Here is a 17,245-nt window from a genome sequence, read left to right as displayed (position 1 = left end):
GTCTTAATTAAGTTGGCTTGGATTGAGTTTGTATCCCACACCCCAAACGGTTTCTATAATAGGTGTCGATTGGTGCAATTCAAGCTTTGCCCGCAACCGATTAATATGCGAATTAACGGTATGTTCGTAACCGCTGTGCTGGTACCCCCATACTTTATCGAGTAGTTGCTGGCGACTAAATACATGGTTAGGATGGCGTGCAAAATACACCAGCAAATCAAACTCGGTGGCAGTTAGGTTAATTGCCTGTTCGGCCAAATACACTTGATGGGAGTCAAACGCAATGTTTAATGAGCCAACTTTAAGGGTTTGTTCACTTACAACAGAGGGTTCATCGGTATTTTGGCTCGCAAGTAACTGTGCTCTGTGTCGAAGTTGGGTTTTTACTCTGGCTTGTAGTTCACGTGCAAAAAAGGGTTTACAAATATAGTCGTCTGCGCCCATTTCTAGGCCAATAACTCTGTCCATGTCGCTACTTAGTGCGGTGAGTAAAATGACTGAAGTGGCTGGGTAATGTTCTTTTATTTTACGACATAAACTCAATCCATCCATTTGCGGAAGGTTTATATCCAGTAAAATAAGCCCGTAGGGGTGCTTAGCTATTTTCTTTAAAGCCAGTTCAGCACTGACAACATGATCCACATGTAGATTTAGCGATGTAAGCTGTGTGGTAATTAATTTACCAATTTCTCTGTCGTCTTCAACTATGAGTAATTTTTCATGACGCATCGTTTATCCTCGTAAAAAGGGGGCTTCCATGCTCCCCAACTTCCCCATTACAAGCTGGTATATCGAGGTTGATATTGATAAACGAATTACTGAGTGCGGGTAATAACCACTTTTGCTAATGGGTTATCAAATTTATGTTCAGGGCTAAGCACTGAACTAGATAAACCATCTTCATTTGTAACGACACCTGGGTGTCTTGCTACAAAATTAACATCATCACGGGCTTCATTAAAACCTTCTCCGCCATCAGCAGGACCGGGTATCGTACCAGCTGCTTCTGTATTTGCTTCAGTACCTGCATCATAAGCAACGGTGGTGCGAGTTAAAGAGTCGCCCACGGCTAATGAAGATACGTCTAAAGCACTAAGACCGGTAAACCCATCATTTGTATTCACCATCATAGTGGCAAGCGACAGCTTAAGTGCTTCAAGTGAGTCTGTGGTTAATGTGATCGTGGTATTAGCACCAGGTCCAACAGGACCTTCGCTTGATGCGTTGGCAATGGCGTTTTCTAATGCAAGCAGTTGGCTGTTGTCGCCTCCTTCAGCCATGGTTTCTAATGCAACCGATGCCGCACTGCCAATTTGCCAAAGTGTGCCTTCTGTATGTGCAATAACAGCAATTGGCGATAGTGGCTGCCCTGCAGTTAAGTTGCTTACTGTTACATCAAATGTATAGCTTACAGGCTCAGGTGTTGGCGGTGTAACAACCTGAACAGGATCGTTACTATCGTTGTCGCCACAGGCTGCAAGTGAAGCTGCTAGTGCAACAACCACGATGCTTTTTTTAAAGTTATTTAAAGATGCCATGATTACGCTCCTACTTAACCGTAACGGTTAGCTTAGCCACTGGGTTTAACCATCTGTGAACCGTATTACTTAAATCGCTATTACCAGCGGTTAAATCGTCGTCACCTAATGTGCCTGGGTGAATATGCACGTTAATGTTGCTATCGGTACTTGTTAAGCCTGCGCCACCTGTACCCGCATTATCACCTGGTGCTGCAGGAATACCTGGCGTGCCCGATGCACCAGAACCTTCAACCACTAGCTCGTTATTTTGCTCAGTGCCCGCATCGTATGCATTTAAATAAACCGTGTAGGTGCCTGCTTCGGTTGGTATTTTCCAGCTATCAAGGCCAACAAAGCCATCGTTTGTAGGTAGTAACATAGCGGTCACCGATAAGTAATCGTTACCGTCAGTCGTTATTAGTGTTGTCATGGTTGATGACGATGGCGCTAATAAACCTTCTGCTGGGTTTGCAGCCATATCGCTACCTGCTGCAGTGGCTTGTGCCATTAGCTCAGCAATATTGCCACCTTCAGCCATTGTTTGTAATGCGGTAGAAGCTTCAGTTGCAACTTCAAAAAGCTTATCTTCACTGTTGTGTGCTGTAACTAGTAGCGGAGTGAAGTGAATGCCTTGGGTTAGGTTAGTTATTGTTAAGTCTAACTCTGCAGCCATGGTTGACTGGCTAGCTACCGCTAAAAGAGTTGCAAGTGTAAATGTTGAAGCTTTCATTTTTTATTTCCTGTAAGTGATGATTCGAGATAAGTATTGAATAATCGTCTCCAGAAACTCTCACAAACTTATCACTTTTTTATCACAGACATTTAGGCTGTGATTTTTGTAAATAAATACGCCAGAAATTTATATACCTGTGTATAATTAAACCGCATTATAAAAATTAAAGGATTGTGTTATGGAAGAAAATCAACAGGTTAAAGTAGTAAATAAAGATGAGCGTACATGGGCAATGTTGTGCCATTTAAGCGCATTTGCTGGTTTTATAGTGCCGTTTGGTTCAATAATAGGGCCATTAATTATTTGGTTAATTAAAAAAGATGAAATGCAAATGGTCAATGAGCACGGTAAAAAAGCGCTTAATTTTCAGATAACCATGGCCATTGCCTATATTATTTGTTTTGTGTTGATGTTTGTTGTGATCGGTGTAATTTTACTTCCTATTGTGGCTATATTTGCTTTTGTGATGGTGGTTTTAGCGAGTATAAAAGCAAACGAAGGGAAAGAGTTTAATTACCCACTGAGTTTAAATTTGATAAAATAAAGCGTTAGCTATTATTCTGCAAACCCAGCTATAAGCTGGGTTATTACGTTTAGCCTAAGGGCATTATGCTTTATTTTACTTTGTTTATTAGTGCGTTTATTTCGGCCACTTTATTACCAAGCTCCTCAGAAGTCGTTTTAATAACGATGATTACCCAATCAAACGCAAACATCTGGCTTTTATGGTGCACAGCTACGCTGGGTAATGTGTTAGGCAGTTGTGTGAATTATTGGCTAGGTACGCAAGTATTACGCTTTAAACATAAAAAGTGGTTTCCGGTATCAGAGCAAGGGCTTGAAAAGGCGCAAAATCAGTTTAATAAATACGGCGTGTACAGCTTATTGTTTGCATGGCTGCCTATTGTTGGCGATCCACTAACAGTCATTGGTGGTATTTTTAAAGTAAAGTTTAGCGTGTTTTTGGTTTTAGTAACACTTGGCAAAGGCGCACGCTACTTAGCGGTTATTGCCCTTGCCGTGGGGATAGAAGCTCTTATTTAAGCTATACGCACGCTACTTTGTCCAATCAAGTGTTAGTGATACAGAGTCCGCGAAGCGAAGCGCATGCGGTTTATCTACACGGGCTTTAGCGTAATTTACACTTGGATGAGAATGACAAACCGCAAGAATTTCAGCTACGAGCTTTTCTAGTAATAAAAAGTGCCCTTGCTCAACTAAACTAATTACCTCTTTGGTGATCACTTTATAGTTAAGTGCTTGGTCTACTTCATCGGTTTTACATGCGTTATCCGCAGGGTAGTGAATCTCTAAATTAATGACTACGTCTTGCTTTTTTTCACGCTCTTCAGGATTAAAACCAATAAATGTACGCAAGCGTAAGTTAGTAACATTAATAATTGCGTTGGCCATAGATTACCCTTTAATAAGCTGCAAAAATTCGTTGCGTGTTTTAGGGTCGCTTCTAAAGTTACCCAGCATTACCGATGTACGCATGCTTGAGTTTTGCTTTTCTACACCACGCATCATCATACACATGTGCTTAGCTTCAACAATAACACCTACGCCTTTTGCGCCGGTTACTTCTTCAACGGCTTTGGCAATTTGATGTGTTAACTGTTCTTGTATTTGAAAGCGACGCGAAAACATATCAACAATACGCGCAAATTTAGATAACCCCAGCACTTTGCCATTTGGAATATAAGCAATATGGCAGCGACCAATAAATGGCAGTAAGTGGTGCTCACACATAGAGTAAAGTTCTATGTCTTGTACTAATACCATGTCGTCGGCATCAGAGGTAAATACTGCATTATTGGTAATTTCATCAAGCGTTTGGCGATAACCTTGTGTTAGGTATTCCATTGCTTTTGCCGCACGTTTTGGTGTGTCTAATAGACCTTCACGTTCAGCGTCTTCGCCTACGGCGGTTATAATTTTTTGGTAGCTGTCTTTTAATTCGTTATGCATAGGTGTCTCAGTGTTTTTTACTTTAAATGACGTCCGCCATCAACAGGAATAGAGCGCCCTGTTATGTACTGACTTTGTAAGAGTAAATCAATGCTGTTTACAATTTCTTGGCACCCAGGTTCGATGCCCATCAATGATTTTTTGAGTGTTTTAGCGCGGTATTGTTCGTCGTCGTGCTCGTTAAAAATAATAAGCGAAGGCGCAACCGCATTTACTTTTATATTGGGTGCATATTTAGCACTAAACGATTTCGTTAGATTATCAAGTGCGCCCTTGCTTGCCGCGTATGCCAAATGCTTAGGGCTACCTGTTTCAACTACATAGTCAGTAAGGTGCACAATATCTGCGGCGGTGCCACTAGCTTGCTGGTACGCTAAAAGTAAGTCAGCGCACTGCATATTAATTAAGTAAGGTGTTTTGGCATGTATGCGCATCATGTTATCAAAAAGCTTAGCGTGGTCTGGGTTATTTGCTTCACAGTCCCAGCTAGATGCGTTGTGTATAACAGCCTTTAAAGACTGGGTATGGGCTTTCAATGTATTAATAAACTCATTAATTCCCGCATCAGTACTAAAATCGGCATGAATACAGGTCACCCCTTGCTGCGCTAGTTTTTCTACAGCATTATGGCGAGTACGGTAAGTAATAATGACTTCTTGCCCTTGAGTAAGGTAGTGCTTAGCAAGGGCTAGGCCGATTCGTTGGCCAGCGCCAGTGATTAAAATGGGCGATGTCATATAATGCGGTGTTCTCTTTGGTAAGTTTTTAATAAATATTAATACGTTGAGCGTAATGTGTACGTAATATTTGAATAGGGCGATCAAAAAAGCAAATAAACCCAATACGGTTAATTGCTTTTTATATCACTTATATCAATCGTAAATTGTTGGTATTGGCTGGCGCTTATGTTGCGTACGCAGATAAATGCCAATTAACTTTTGTTCTACCTCTTCAGAGACAGGTTTGCCCTCTAAAAAGTCATCAATTTGATTGTAACTTAAACCAAGCGCTTCTTCGTCGGTGAGGCCTGGTCGGTCGCTTTCTAAATCGGCTGTAGGGGCTTTTTCAACAAGCAATACTGGCGCGCCTAAAGCAGTCGCTAGTGCGCGAACTTGGCGCTTAGATAAGCCAAAAAGAGGCGCCAAATCACATGCACCATCGCCAAATTTAGTGTAAAAGCCTGTAATATTTTCAGCGCTATGGTCGGTGCCAACCACTAAACCTTGACTAAAACCGGCAATTTCGTATTGGGAAATCATGCGTTGGCGCGCTTTAACGTTACCTTTAATAAAATCTATTTGTGCTTGTTCTGGTAATGCGTCACCGCTGCTAGTCATTGCCATTAACACTTGCTCATGCAATGCATCGGCAGCAGGCTGAATGTTAACGGTCATGCGCTTACTTGGCTGAATAAAATCAACCGCCATTTGCGCTTCGTCTTCATCAGCTTGAACACCGTAAGGTAAGCGCACAGCAATAAATTGGTATTTATTAGTGCTGTGTTCTTCATTTAATTCGTTAACAGCTAATTGGCATAAACGGCCGCAAGTTGAAGAATCAACCCCGCCACTAATACCAAGCACAAGCGATCGTGAGTGAGCCGCAACTAAACGTGCTTTTATAAAGTTAACTCGACGAGATATCTCAGCGTTTACATCAATGGTTGGCTGAACTTTCATTTCAGTCATTATTTCGGCGCGCATTGCCGGCTCCTTGTAATATTTTAAATGTGATACGCAATAAACTTATTATGTGATTTAGTTTTACTTATTTAAAGCCCTAAATGTGCTTTTATCTGGTTAAGTTCTGCTTTTAGCTCTTCTACTTCGCGTAATAAATCGTTTAACTCTTTATCTTTAATCGCTTCGCTGGGTAAATTAATGGTATCGCTATCAGGTGTAATTTGTTGCTCACCAAATAAATGAATATATCGGCTTTCACGTTTACCTGCTTCGCGCGGTAGTTTGGCGACTTGCTCGTTTTCAATTAGTTTATTTAGGGCGTTTTCAACCTCATCTACATTATTAAAATCAGCGAGGCGAGCGCTGCGAGTTCTTAATTCGCCGGGTGTTTGGGCACCGCGTAACAGCAATAGGCAAATAACGGCACGTTGTTGTGCTGAAAACTGTAAGCTACTAAATTCGGTATTACAAAAGCGGTGGTCGTACTTATTTACCCGCCCTGAAGGCGCTTCATCAACAGTAACTAGGCGTATATCTATAAGTTCATCTAGCGCATTTTGAACATCACTTTCTGTTAAATTAAGAACAGGATCGCGATTCGATTTTTGATTACATGCATTGGCTAGCCCATTGAGTGATAAAGGGTAATGCTCTGGCGTAGTGCTTTGTTTTTCTAGAAGGCAACCAATAACACGTTGTTGATTTGGTGATAACTGCATAAGTACCCTTAAAAATATTAATTATTAATGCTAACTAGTGGTAAGCCTTATTTAACTGTCAAGCCAGTGCTGCAACTTAGGTTTTAAGGCGGCCATATCAAGCGGTTTAGTTAAATAGTCATCCATACCTGCAGCAATACATTTTTCTCTATCGCCTTGCATGGCATTAGCCGTTAAAGCAATAATTGAAACGCGACTGTATATTTCACCTGCTTCGCCTTGCCTAATTGCTTGCGTGGCTTGGTAACCATCCATTATTGGCATTTGGCAATCCATTAAAATAAGTTTATACGGGTTATTTTGTTTGGCGTTTAGTTTACTAATTGCTTCCTCGCCATTTTCGGCAATATCAAAGGTCACACCCGCTTCTTTTAGTAGTGCAGAGGCCACAACTTGGTTTATTTTATTATCTTCTACTAATAATAAAACGGGTTCTGATGAGTCTGTAATAGGGGCTTTTGTAAGCGTATTAGTGAGTTGCGCCTGATTTAATTGCTGCTCTAAAAACTTTTCATTAGTAAGTGAGTCGAATAAATCCGATGGTGTTAAAGGTTTAAAAATCATGCAGTCAACGTTCATTGCAAGCGTTGAATTTTTTTGCGAGTAACTCATTGGCGCCATAATCACCGACTTACATTTAGATTTGTAAATGAAGTTTTGTAAGGCGGTTGTTTGCGCTTTAGCAGCAATAGAGAAAAAGTGATAATCAACTAAAATTGCATCGTATAAATGAGTCGTATCCGCTAAGTGTGTTAGTACTTCACCGTAGTCATTTATAAACTCGACATGAGCACCCCAAATCAGCAGCTGTTTAGTGGCAATACTGGTATTTAAGTGGCATTCATCAATAATTAAAATACGCTTATTGTTTATTAGATGGCTTGGTAAATCCTGCTCTTTACTTAATCTAGGTTGTATTTTTATATTAAATGAAAACGTACTGCCCTCGCCTTCAACACTGTTAACACTGACACTTCCACCCATTAATTCACACAGTTGTTTTACTATAGTTAAGCCAAGGCCTGTGCCGCCAAATTGGCGCGTAGTTGAAGCGTCAGCCTGTGTAAATGAGTTAAACAGCAGTGATTGTTGATTTTTATTGATGCCAATACCGGTATCAATTATTGAGCACTCTAGAAATGAGCCATCGGTGGAGTCGTCCACCCTGGCTATAATAATGACGTCACCGTTTTTAGTAAATTTAACAGCATTACCAATCAGATTATTAAGAATTTGCCTAAGCCTATTCGGATCACTAATTATTTCACTTACTGTAATCTGAGTTGCGTCTAAAATTAGTTTTGTATTGTTTTGCTCCACTTTTAGTGCAAACGATTCAACCACTTCACCTAATAATTTAGGGAGGTTAAATTGAATACTATCAATGTTAAGTTTACCTGCTTCCATTTTAGAAAAGTCTAGTATGTCATTAATAATATTAAGCAATGATTCGGCAGATGATTGCGCAAGCTCTATATGATGCGCCTGTTGTTGATTTAAGCTCGTTTGTTTAATTATATTTAGCATGCCTAGCACCCCATTTATAGGAGTGCGAATTTCGTGGCTCATAGTTGCTAAAAATTCACTTTTTGCTGCCACCGCTTGTTCGGCTAATTCCTTAGCTTCTACTAATTCCTGTTCTGCTTCTATGCGTTGCTGGCTTGAATGTAAACTGCCTATAAGCGTAGCCACTGTGATTAAAAAACTTTCTTCGTTTTTTGTCCACAAGCGTGTGGTTTTGCATTGCTCAGCACATATTATTCCTAATACCCCGTTGCCGGCAGGGATTGTTACGCACAGCATCGATTTTATTCCCAATGGCAATAAGTAATATGGCGACAAAGGAGATAGCGCTGAATTATGAATAACGTCGGGAATATTAAATACAGCTTGGTTATCAAGCATATTAAAAAAGTCAGGAAGATGTTTTCTAAGCCAAGTTAGTTCAACGTTTTCGGCTTGTGTTAACTTATTATGTAGTGCGAACGGAATTAACTGTGTGTGATCTTCGTTATAAAAACGAATGCTAGCGCGTTCAATTTTTAAAGCGTGGCAAATAGCTTCAGTGAGTATATCTTTTGATTGGCTAAGTTTACCGTTTAAAATTAGCTTATTAACCGTTAATGAGGCTAACGTTTCATTGTGTAGTGCCGTAAAGCTATTTTCTAATTCAATTTTTTTACGGGTATCAATATTTTGTAGCGAACCAAAGATGCGCACGCATCGACCATTTTTATGTTCAGCTTCTGCATTAACAAGTACCCATACAGCTTCCCCTTCAGCGTTTATTACCTCTAGTTCAACTTCATAACTATGGCCATATTTAATAGCACGTTCGAGTAGAGGTTTGATGGTTTCTCTGCTTTCACCTTCTTTAAAATAGCTTAAATCTTCAGGCCATTGTGGCTGGGTATTGAGTGGGTATTTAAACAGTTTTTTAGTCATATCTGACCAATAAACTTTTTTCGTTTCTAAATTAAACGACCACGCACCTATTTGCGCCAAATCGCTCATGGTTTCTAGCATTTTTTCATTTTTTTGCTGGCGCTCAAGCATTTTTAAAAAAAACCAAAATGCCCATGTAAGTAAGGCACAAATAATGATAATTGCTAAACGTAATGGCCAAATTGCTGAGTTGGGTGGGCTCCAGCCCTGCTTTGGTGCAACATATAGCTGCCAGTTACCGCCTTGAAAGTTTAGCGAAAATGCGAGAGGGTTTTGACTCAGTATTGTGGCGTCACCAAAAAAAAACTCGCCTTTATCACCCAGCCCATTTCGGCCTTGAAGTGCAACGTTATAATTGTCTTCTAGATCTAAAATACCGGCGTTTTTATAAATTTTATTGATATCTAAAACAACCGATAGTAATCCCCAAAACGTATTCTCTGGCGGAGTATATACAGGCACACGCGCTATGAGTGCTTCTCCACCTTGCACAAGTGTTAATGGGCCTGCCATTATAATTGTATTGGTATCGCGTGCTTTTATTGCATCAGCGCGTTGGTTTTTATTGGTCAGTAAGTTAAGGCCCAGCGCACCTTCGTTGCCTTTAATAGGGTAGGTCATTTTTATAATCATATTGGGTGCACCGCCAATATTTCGAAGTTCTTTTGATGTATTAAAAAGAGGGGCTGCAATTTGTGCAAAGCGTTCTTGATTTAAGTTAGGCTCTGCAGAAACCGCAACGCCTAAACCACGGACTAATTGAATGTTAGAAATTAAAATGGCTTCTAATTGTGCTCTGTAGGTGCTTACTTCAAAGAGTATTTGTAGGCGATGAGCGTCTTTCACGCGATTGTAATTAATGCGCTCTAGTACAACACTAATAAGCAGTAGTAGTGTCATCGATAACCAGAAGGTTCGTTTGTAGTTATGAATATTCGTTTTTTTATTATTAGTTGGCGGCATTAGCTACATTGGCTTGGGTTAGGCTACTCAACTATAGCTATTTATTGTACAAATTAAAATGACGCTTAAACATAAGCGCCATTTTATTTTTATAAATAGCAGTTTAAAACTATGAGTCGCTTACTTCACGTGCCCAATGGTTTTGTTTAGCTACATGTAGTTTACGGTAGCCATCTAGGAGTGCTGCATGCTTTTTAAAGCCATTAAGCGACAAACCAGGGAAGGTTAAACCATTAAATAATGTACGGCCTTCGGCAATTTCAATCGCAAGCGTTACGTTGTCGCTGCCAAACATTAAACCAAGTGCATCTTGGTAGTCGGCGTATTCACGCTCGTCATCGTATTTAATTTCAAGAATGGCTTTTAAGCAGCGGAAATGGCGCATTGCCTCTTCGTTTACTTGGCCTGTATGCAGTATCCAATCAACCCAATCAATAGCTTCTTCGCTGCCTGCGGCTAAACAGAGATGCGCTTTAAGCTCACCAATACGTAGCGTATGCCAAGGTGTATCTGCATCGGTTGCAAGGCCAATAAACTCTGCTGCGCGAATAATATCGCTGTGGCCAGCTTCTTCTAGGCTGTCGTAAATGTCCATCCATTGCTCAGCATCGTACTGATCAAGCGATAGGAATGCTTCACGGAATTTAGCGCCTTCGTTGTTGTTACGCCAAATAAGCTCATCTACTGGGTAAATGTCTGACATGCCCGGTACTAAAATACGACATGCATACACGTTTAAGTGCGTGTAATCCATAATGTAAATGTCGTGGTTCATGCTATGAATTAGGTCAGTACAGAAGTTGTATTCTTGCTCTGTTGTACCGCTAAAGTCCCAATGTACAAAGTCAAAATCGGGAGTTGCACGGAAAAAGTCATGCGATATTAAACCGCTAGAATCAATAAAGTGCAGTTCAATGTTTTCAGGCGTTGCTACTTCGTCGTTATCAAACGTGGCTGGCTGGAATACATCAAGCTGATCAAGGCGGCGACCTTGTAGTAACTCGGTAACGGTACGCTCAAGAGCTACTTCAAATGAAGGGTGAGCACCAAACGAGGCAAACACAGAGCCATCTGTTGGGTTAATCAGCGTTACGCTCATTACTGGGTATTTACCGCCTAGTGATGCATCGGCAATACGTAAATGAAAACCATGGCTGCGTAGCTCTTCACATGCTTCGTGAATTTGTGGGTATTGCTTAACAACCTCTTCAGGCACGATTGGCAAACAAATGCCTTCAGCGATGATGCGGTTTTTTATTGCGCGTTCAAATACTTCTGATAAACCTTGTACTCGCGCTTCAAATTTGGTGTTACCCGCGCTCATACCGTTAGATACAAAAATATTACCAATCACGTTTACCGGAATGTACACGTCTTGGTTATCGCGTTGGCGCGTGTATGGCAATGTACAAATGCCGCGCTCGTTATTACCTGAGTTAAAATCAAAAAGGTGTGATGCGTTAAGTTCGCGCTCTGGGTCAAAGTAATCCCACAGGCTTTCGTCCATTATGCCTTCAGGTACTTCTTCACCTTCAACTTCAAACCATTTTTCGCTTGGGTAATGAGTAAAGTCGCCGTTGGCAAATTCTTCACCTAAGTAAAAGTCAGCAAAAAAGTAGTTACAGCTTAAACGCTCAAAGTATTCACCTAGCGCAGAGGCAATAGAGGCTTTATCGGTTGCGCCTTTACCATTGGTAAACATAACACCGCAGTCGCTGTCTTTAATATGAACCGAATAACAGTTAGCTACAGGGTTAAGCCAAAGCGCTTCTTCAACATTAATATTCAGGGCTTTAAGCTTGTTTTGCATGGTAGAGATTGACGATTCTAGATCGCGGTCTTTACCTTTGATAAACGTTTTTTCAGTCATATTGATCTCAACTAGTTCTGCACGATGTGTGGAAGTGACATTATCGTGGATTTTGATGTTTATTTCATCCTTTGCGAGCAATATCATGATTATTTAATAAAACTGTGGTTATTATATAGGCAACGTAAAGGGGGGAAGGGCAACTCAATGTATAAACTAATCAAACGCTTGTTGTTATTAATTGTAATTTTAGGGCTGGGTGGCACCGCTGTGGTGTATGGGGTACTTAGCTTGAGTTTACCAGCACTTGATGGCAACGGGCGCAGTATGGCAGTAAATGAACCTGTTAAAATTTCTCGCGATACATTGGGCCAAGCTGTTATCAACGCTAAAAACCGCAACGATGCCGCTTACGGATTAGGTTATGCGCACGGACAGGACCGATTCTTTCAAATGGATTTATTAAGGCGCAACGCCGCAGGTGAGCTAAGTGAATTATTTGGCAAAGCGGCCCTTGGGCTTGATAAAAAAATGCGCTTTCATCAACTGCGTAAGCGTAGCCGCGCTATTTTACAAACTCTTCCTGAAACCGATAAGCAATTATTAAAAAGCTACGCACAAGGCGTGAACGAAGGGCTGGCACAAGTAGGGTATGCAAGCTTTGAATACCTACTAACGGGCGGGGCGCAAAAACCTTGGCAAAGTGAAGATAGCTTATTAGTGATATTTAGCATGTACTTAGATTTACAAAGCATGACATTTAATCGCGATCAAACTCTGATTCAGCTAGAGCAAATATACAGCAAGAATATGGTTGATTTTTTAACGCAACCTAGTCAATACCAAGCAGCGCTTGATGGTAGCAAATTAGCCCCGTTTTTAGGTGAAATGCCGGTTCTTGCAACGCAAACGGCTCATGTTACAACCCACATTGAAGCCCCTCAAGAGCTTGGTAGTAATAATTGGGCAGTCACCGGAGAGCTTACAAAAACCGGCGCAGGAATGGTGTCTGACGATATGCACTTATCAATGGCAGTACCGGTTATTTGGTACCGAGCACAACTCAATTATATGTTAAATAACAAGCCTATGCAGATAACGGGTGTATCACTTCCGGGTACTCCAGCCATAGTGGTGGGAACAAATAATAAAATTGCATGGGGGTTTACTAACGGTTATTTAGATACCGCCGATTGGATAGCGCTTAATAACGATAGCAAAACATGGCTTGTTGATGAGCCTATTTTATTATCAGAGGGAAGCGCTGAACCTTACTCGTTAATAATGAGCGAATACGGTCCAGTAAAATACATTAACGAAAAGCCTTATGCACTTAGTTGGGCGGCGCATCAACCTTATGCAGTCAACATGCAACTATTAAAGCTTGAGCAGGCAAATACTGTAGACGATGCGCTTGCTCTTGCAAGTGATATTGGTATTCCGGTACAGAATTTAATGGTCGTTGATAGCCTAGGCAATGCGGCATGGAAAAATATAGGCGGTATTCCGGCACGAACAACTGCGAGTGAGTTAAGTGTAAATGCAACGCAGTATTCGGCACTTTTTGAACAAAACGAAATTAATCGCCCATTTGTTAAAAACCCGTCCAGTGGGCGATTATGGACGGGGAATTCTCGGGTTGTATCCGCCAGCGATAACGCACGCTTTGGTAATGGCGGCTATGCATTAGGTGCACGTTCAAGTCAAATTAGAGACCGCTTATTTGAAAAAAACACATTTGCAGAGTCTGACTTTTACGCGCTACAGCTTGATAACCAAGCCCGTTTTTTAATGCCATGGTATGAGCTGTTACTCAAGCAGTTAAACACCAATAAGGTTAAAAATGCGCAGTATATAACAGAGCTTGAAAACTGGCAGCAATGCGCATGTGCTTCTTCGGTAGGTTATACCTTGGTTAAACGCTATCGCGACGAAGTTATTAACCTCGTGTTTAACAATATTGAAGTCACTCTTAATGAGCACAAAGGCACTCTTAAACCTATAAAACGAGGATTAGAGCCTGCGCTTTGGCAACTTATTAACAATAAACCTGCATCTTGGGTTAATTTTCAATTTAATAGTTGGGATGAACAATTAGTGGGTGCTTTTGATAAAGCTGTAAATAAATTGAGTGAGCAATTTGGTACTAATATAAAGCAATGGCAGTGGGGTAAAGTAAACGAGCTGGTAATAGAGCATCCTTTTGCAAAACAAATCCCGCTATTGGCAAAGTTACTTAATATGCCAACTGCTGCAGGGTTTGGTGATACTTACATGCCCGCGGTGCAAGGGCGAGATTTTGGTGCATCGCAGCGTTTTATTGCTCAACCTGGGCATTTAGAGCACGCTATTTTAAGTGTGCCGGGTGGGCAGTCGGGACATCCGCTATCAGAGTTTTATAGAGCTGGTTTTAGCGACTATATTGAAGGTAAGCAAACCCCGCTATTGCCACAAACTACAGCGCATCAAATAGTTATCTCACCAAAATAGTGTGAGCCAAAATGCAAGTAATAACGTTCTATATAACTCTAACAATGGAGAACTAAAATGAAAAAATTACTACCCGCGTTAATGACCAGTTTGCTACTGAACACATCGGCTCATGCAGACGACAACCCCGTCACCGCAGAAAAACTCAGTGAAAGCGTCTATGTATTATTTGGTCAAGGTGGCAACATTGCTGCAAGTGTTGGTGATGACGGTATTTATATTATTGACGACCAATTTGCTAAGCTCTCAGATGATATTAAAAAAACCATTAGTGATTTAAAACCCGGTAGCGCCGAGTTTGTAATTAATACACATCATCATGGCGACCACACCGGCGGTAACGAAAACTTTGCTAAAGCGGGTGCACATGTCATTGCGCACGACAACGTACATAAGCGATTAGAAGAAAAACACGGTGCAAACTCAGATTACCTGCCACGTATTAGTTTTGGCCACGATTTAAAACTTCATTTTAATAACGAACACGCACATGTTGTGCATTATGCGCATGCCCATACCGATGGTGACTCAGTTATATTTTTTAGTAACGACAACATAGTGCACATGGGCGATATTTATTTTAACTTTGGCAGCTTGCCGTTTGTTGATGTAGATAGCGGTGGCAGTGTTGATGGAGTATTAGCGGCGGTTGACGATGTTATTAACCAAATTGACGATAATACTCAAGTTATTCCGGGGCATGGTCCAGTAAGTGACCGTTCAGGGCTGATAACGTATCGTAAGCTGGTGCAAAAGGCCAAAGGTGTTATGCTTAAGGCAATGCAAAACGATGCGAGTTTACAGCAAGTGCTTGACGCTGACCCACTATCAGAACTGGGTCTTAAATACGCAAATTGGCTACCAAAAGAGCGAGTAACCACATTGTTTTATCGTAGCTTAAAGTAACTTGTAAAGTGAGTTAGCACGCATAATATAGTTTATTAAGCTGAGCATTTGCTCAGCTTTTTTGTTCCCATGCCCCAAGGAGTTGTGTATGTCGGCAGAAAAAACCCACCTAGAAATTTGTAACTTGACCAAAGAGCAGTATCCACAAATAAAAACGCTAATGGATCAAGCCTATCCAGACTTAGGTGGCGCATGGCCAAGCCATACCATTTTTAGATTAATAGACCAGTTCCCTGAAGGGCAAATAGGCATAGTAGATGATGGCGTGCTGGTGGGCTTAGCGCTGAGCGTGCAAGTAGATTACACGCGTTTTTCAAACCCACATACCTACGAAGACATAGCCGATGGCCATGACCGCGTATTTAGCGATACCGATGGCGATGCTTTATATGGCTTAGATGTTGCTATTAGCGAAACTCACCGGGGCATGCGTTTAGGGCGTCGGCTTTATGATGCCCGTAAAGAATTGTGCCGCCAATATAACTTACGCGCTATTTTAGCCGGTGGGCGTATTCCACGTTATTACAATCACAGCAGTGAAATGACGCCAATGGAATACATTGAAAAGGTTGACCAAAAAGAGCTTTACGACCCCATTTTAAGCTTTCAGCTTTCTAACGACTTTCAGGTAAAGCGGTTACTTAAAAAGTACCTGCCGGAGGATCAAGAGTCTGTAGGTTACGCCACCTTACTTGAGTGGAATAACATAATGTATGAGCCAACCGATACGGTGCTCGAGTCAACTAAATCGATAGTGCGTATAGGCGCAGTGCAATGGCAAATGCGTTGTGTAGAGTCGGTTGAAGAAATGCTAAAGCAGGTTGAATACTTTGTAGATACGGTATCTGACTACAAAAGCGATTTTATATTATTTCCTGAGTTTTTTAACGCGCCACTTATGGGCTTAGGCGATCAAAATAATCAAACCGAAGCCATCCGCTATTTAGCGGAATATACAGAGACGTTTAAAAACGCGATGTCGCGTATGGCAATAGAATATAACGCCAATATTATTACCGGCTCTATGCCGCTTGCCGAAGACGATAAAATTTATAACGTAAGTTACTTATGCCACCGAAGCGGTAAAATAGACGAGCAGCGCAAAATACACATAACCCCGCATGAGCAAAATGATTGGGTTATTCAAGGCGGCGACAAAATTGCCGTGTTTGATACCGATGCTGGGCGTGTAGGTATTCAAATTTGTTACGATGTAGAGTTCCCAGAGCTTTCGCGCATACTAGCTAAGCAAGGGCTTGATATACTGTTTGTTCCGTTTTGGACCGACACTAAAAATAGTTATTTACGGGTTCGCCATTGTGCGCAAGCGCGCGCAATCGAAAACGAATGTTATGTGGTTATTGCAGGCTCAGTAGGTAACTTACCTGAGGTAGAAAGCTTAGACGTACAGTACTCGCAATCGGCAGTATTGACGCCGTCTGATTTTTCTTTTCCGCACGATGCAACACTCAATGAAGCCACACCGAATACCGAAATGTTATTATTTAGCGACCTTGATATGGATAAGCTAAAAATCCTTCATAGCGAAGGGACGGTGCGTAATTTAAAAGATCGCCGTGAAGATTTATACGACGTAATTTTGAAAAAGAGAGATGTTTAATGGCATGGGTTTATTTAGTCATTGCAGGCCTGCTTGAAGTAGGCTGGCCAATTGGTTTAAAAATTTCACAACAACCCGACACTCGCTGGCAGGGTATTGCAATGGCTGTGGCGTTTATAGCAGCCAGTGGCTTTATGTTGTGGCTTGCACAAAAGCAAATATCAATGGGTACTTCCTACGCAGTATGGACCGGAATAGGTGCTGCGGGTACGTTTTTAGTGGGTATATTATTTTACGGTGATGCAGCCACGTTTGGCCGCATTGCAGGTGTACTCATGATTATTTGCGGTGTGATAACGCTAAAAATAAGTTCTTAAAAATAGCGCTTAACACTCGCTTTAAAAGTTATAAGCAGCTTTATAGTAGCGCAGGTTTAAAAGCCTGC

At 41.3% G+C, this 17,245-nt stretch carries 16 protein-coding genes; 6 read left to right on the top strand and 10 right to left on the bottom strand.

What is annotated here, in order from left to right:
* Nucleotides 1–3 precede the first annotated feature (3 nt).
* The 3 genes from CWB62_RS14505 to CWB62_RS14495 form a co-directional block, all read right to left on the bottom strand.
* On the bottom strand, nucleotides 4–729 hold the full coding sequence (locus CWB62_RS14505; protein WP_138528124.1) for a response regulator transcription factor: 726 nt from the start codon (nucleotides 727–729) through the stop codon (nucleotides 4–6).
* A gap of 86 nt (nucleotides 730–815) precedes the next feature.
* Nucleotides 816–1,538, bottom strand: coding sequence for a spondin domain-containing protein (locus CWB62_RS14500; RefSeq protein WP_058403702.1), 723 nt, complete (start codon nucleotides 1,536–1,538; stop codon nucleotides 816–818).
* Nucleotides 1,539–1,548: 10 nt separating this feature from the next.
* The gene (locus CWB62_RS14495; protein WP_138528122.1) at nucleotides 1,549–2,250 is read right to left on the bottom strand and encodes a spondin domain-containing protein; all 702 of its coding nucleotides are present in this window, start codon (nucleotides 2,248–2,250) and stop codon (nucleotides 1,549–1,551) included.
* Nucleotides 2,251–2,431: 181 nt separating this feature from the next.
* On the opposite strand from CWB62_RS14495, the gene CWB62_RS14490 reads away from it, so the two are divergent.
* Nucleotides 2,432–2,797 carry a DUF4870 domain-containing protein gene (locus CWB62_RS14490; protein ID WP_058403704.1) on the top strand — a complete coding sequence of 122 codons (366 nt, stop codon included), beginning with the start codon at nucleotides 2,432–2,434 and terminating at the stop codon, nucleotides 2,795–2,797.
* Nucleotides 2,798–2,862: 65 nt separating this feature from the next.
* A complete protein-coding gene (locus CWB62_RS14485) occupies nucleotides 2,863–3,297 on the top strand; it encodes a YqaA family protein (protein ID WP_058403705.1) in 435 nt (144 codons plus the stop codon).
* A 12-nt stretch (nucleotides 3,298–3,309) separates the two neighbouring features.
* Here the strand turns inward: CWB62_RS14485 and folX are convergent, their stop codons facing one another.
* From folX to ycaO, 7 genes are all read right to left on the bottom strand, one after another.
* The gene (gene folX, locus CWB62_RS14480; RefSeq protein WP_008129424.1) at nucleotides 3,310–3,666 is read right to left on the bottom strand and encodes a dihydroneopterin triphosphate 2'-epimerase; all 357 of its coding nucleotides are present in this window, start codon (nucleotides 3,664–3,666) and stop codon (nucleotides 3,310–3,312) included.
* A 3-nt stretch (nucleotides 3,667–3,669) separates the two neighbouring features.
* Entirely contained in the window at nucleotides 3,670–4,224 is a 555-nt protein-coding gene (folE, locus tag CWB62_RS14475; RefSeq protein ID WP_010557916.1) for a GTP cyclohydrolase I FolE, read from the bottom strand.
* A gap of 17 nt (nucleotides 4,225–4,241) precedes the next feature.
* Nucleotides 4,242–4,961, bottom strand: coding sequence for a dihydromonapterin reductase (gene folM, locus CWB62_RS14470; RefSeq protein ID WP_058403746.1), 720 nt, complete (start codon nucleotides 4,959–4,961; stop codon nucleotides 4,242–4,244).
* Between the two features lie 135 nt (nucleotides 4,962–5,096).
* The gene (gene nadE, locus CWB62_RS14465) at nucleotides 5,097–5,927 is read right to left on the bottom strand and encodes an NAD(+) synthase (protein WP_058403706.1); all 831 of its coding nucleotides are present in this window, start codon (nucleotides 5,925–5,927) and stop codon (nucleotides 5,097–5,099) included.
* 68 nt (nucleotides 5,928–5,995) lie between these two features.
* On the bottom strand, nucleotides 5,996–6,625 hold the full coding sequence (locus CWB62_RS14460) for a YceH family protein (protein WP_058403707.1): 630 nt from the start codon (nucleotides 6,623–6,625) through the stop codon (nucleotides 5,996–5,998).
* A gap of 51 nt (nucleotides 6,626–6,676) precedes the next feature.
* Nucleotides 6,677–10,033, bottom strand: a complete 3,357-nt coding sequence (locus tag CWB62_RS14455; protein WP_138528120.1) for an ATP-binding protein — start codon at nucleotides 10,031–10,033, stop codon at nucleotides 6,677–6,679.
* Nucleotides 10,034–10,142: 109 nt separating this feature from the next.
* Nucleotides 10,143–11,903 (bottom strand): 30S ribosomal protein S12 methylthiotransferase accessory factor YcaO, encoded by a 1,761-nt coding sequence (gene ycaO, locus CWB62_RS14450; protein ID WP_138528117.1) that lies wholly within the window; start codon nucleotides 11,901–11,903, stop codon nucleotides 10,143–10,145.
* A gap of 147 nt (nucleotides 11,904–12,050) precedes the next feature.
* Here ycaO and CWB62_RS14445 point away from each other — a divergent pair, with 147 nt between their 5' ends.
* From CWB62_RS14445 to CWB62_RS14430, 4 genes are all read left to right on the top strand, one after another.
* A complete protein-coding gene (locus CWB62_RS14445; RefSeq protein WP_138528115.1) occupies nucleotides 12,051–14,333 on the top strand; it encodes a penicillin acylase family protein in 2,283 nt (760 codons plus the stop codon).
* A 57-nt stretch (nucleotides 14,334–14,390) separates the two neighbouring features.
* Nucleotides 14,391–15,239, top strand: a complete 849-nt coding sequence (locus CWB62_RS14440) for an MBL fold metallo-hydrolase (protein ID WP_058403711.1) — start codon at nucleotides 14,391–14,393, stop codon at nucleotides 15,237–15,239.
* An 88-nt stretch (nucleotides 15,240–15,327) separates the two neighbouring features.
* Nucleotides 15,328–16,860, top strand: coding sequence for a bifunctional GNAT family N-acetyltransferase/carbon-nitrogen hydrolase family protein (locus CWB62_RS14435; RefSeq protein WP_058403712.1), 1,533 nt, complete (start codon nucleotides 15,328–15,330; stop codon nucleotides 16,858–16,860).
* Complete coding sequence (locus CWB62_RS14430) at nucleotides 16,860–17,177, top strand: DMT family transporter (protein ID WP_058403713.1); 318 nt, start codon at nucleotides 16,860–16,862, stop codon at nucleotides 17,175–17,177. The genes CWB62_RS14435 and CWB62_RS14430 overlap by 1 nt, the downstream gene beginning before the upstream one ends.
* The last annotated feature ends 68 nt before the right edge of the window (nucleotides 17,178–17,245 follow it).

This window comes from Pseudoalteromonas sp. S408 (assembly GCF_005886645.1).
Taxonomy (GTDB): domain Bacteria; phylum Pseudomonadota; class Gammaproteobacteria; order Enterobacterales; family Alteromonadaceae; genus Pseudoalteromonas.
Note: the sequence above shows the minus strand (reverse complement) of the source record. Positions and strands in the feature narration are given on the sequence as shown.